The sequence below is a fragment of the Acidithiobacillus sp. TH-A36 genome (genome assembly GCF_057473445.1).
This window is the reverse complement of sequence record NZ_JBYCKP010000166.1, coordinates 1-1,317: the sequence shown is the minus strand read 5'-3', so window position 1 is coordinate 1,317 and position 1,317 is coordinate 1. Positions and strand designations below refer to the sequence as shown.

Annotated in this window: 2 protein-coding genes, 1 tRNA gene and 1 pseudogene; 3 read left to right on the top strand and 1 reads right to left on the bottom strand. The window is 50.3% G+C overall.

The window, feature by feature from the left end:
- Positions 1–315 (top strand): annotated as a pseudogene (locus AC2VLY_RS04530) (3-octaprenyl-4-hydroxybenzoate decarboxylase); the annotation flags it as partial.
- Positions 316–373: 58 nt separating this feature from the next.
- Here the strand turns inward: AC2VLY_RS04530 and AC2VLY_RS04525 are convergent.
- A tRNA-Gly gene (locus tag AC2VLY_RS04525) sits at positions 374–447 on the bottom strand.
- Positions 448–561: 114 nt separating this feature from the next.
- Between AC2VLY_RS04525 and AC2VLY_RS04520 the strand changes: the two genes are divergently transcribed.
- Positions 562–864: an ArsR/SmtB family transcription factor gene (locus tag AC2VLY_RS04520; protein ID WP_024893036.1), complete on the top strand. Its 303-nt coding sequence runs from the start codon at positions 562–564 to the stop codon at positions 862–864.
- Positions 865–1,061: 197 nt separating this feature from the next.
- A partial coding sequence (locus tag AC2VLY_RS04515) for a TolC family protein (RefSeq protein WP_486921834.1) occupies positions 1,062–1,317 on the top strand: 256 nt, incomplete at its 3' end.

Here is a 1,317-nt window from a genome sequence, read left to right as displayed (position 1 = left end):
CGGCAGTTCATGTACACCAAATTTATTATTGTCGTGGACGACGACATCAATGTGCGCAGTTGGGAGGATGTCATCTGGGCGATGACAACGCGCATGGACCCGGTGCGGGACATCACGCTGATAGACAATACGCCCATCGATTACCTTGATTTTGCTTCACCGGTCGCTGGTCTGGGCGGTAAAACGGGTTTTGATGCCACCAACAAGATGCCGGGAGAAACCAGTCGGGAATGGGGACGTCCCATCCAGATGACCAGCGCCGTGCAGGATAGCGTGGATGCTATACTGAGCAGTCTGGATCGACCGCTTTTCTAATCGGGTATGGTTGGGGTTTCTAAAATTGTTGTATGGGGTTATTCTCGTTCGCTGATGGTGGAGCGGGTGATGGGAATCGAACCCACGTCATGAGCTTGGGAAGCTCAGGTTCTACCATTGAACCACACCCGCATGCGCTGGATTCTAAGCGCATGCAGATGAAAACGCAAGACGGCAAAACAGGTATTGTTTTAAGAATTTTTAATTAAAGTCAATAAGATGGTTAATAGACCAAGAGGCAAGAATATGGAAGAGTTACCAACCCGGGAAGAGGATATCGAGCAGGCTTCGCGTTCTCTGAAAGCCATGGCCCACCCACTACGCCTCAAGGTGCTTTGTGTTTTGGGTTCAGAAGAAATGAGTGTTCAGGACATCGTCTCCGCAGTGGGTACCACGCAGAGTAATATTTCCCAGCATCTCGCCATTTTGCGGGAAAAAGATATCCTCCGCGCTCGCAAGGACGCCAACAAGGTTTATTATCGGGTGGGTGATCCGCGTACTTTGCGCCTGATCTCCATGATGAGTGACGTGTTCTGCAGTATCCACTGAAAATCTGGATAAATTCTGAATCAGTGGCTAGCGGATGCAACGGCAAGACCCGCTGCCAGATGCTCGTTTGTGGAATATGATGATATTCTGATATACTCCGCCGTCTGTGCCTGCTGGTTTTCAGAAAACGCAAAGAAAAGCAATTGGTAATGGCTGCGTAACCTGATTTGTGGCGGCTTTGTTTGGCGGAGAAATTAATGCATTACGGTCCCTATAAAAAATCCATGGCGCTTGTTGCCATAGCTGTCTCAGGAACTTTTTTTGCCCTATCTGCTCAGGCAGTAGATTTTAACCAGTGTGTGGCCATGGCGCTCAAACAGAATCCGCAGATGATGGCCGCCAAGGCGGAGCAGGCGGAAGCCAAGGGGGCGGTGTCCCAGGCGCGTGGCCACCTGCTGCCGAAACTGAATGCTTCGTTTTCTGCCAGCCAGTCCAATAATGCCTTGACCGTTT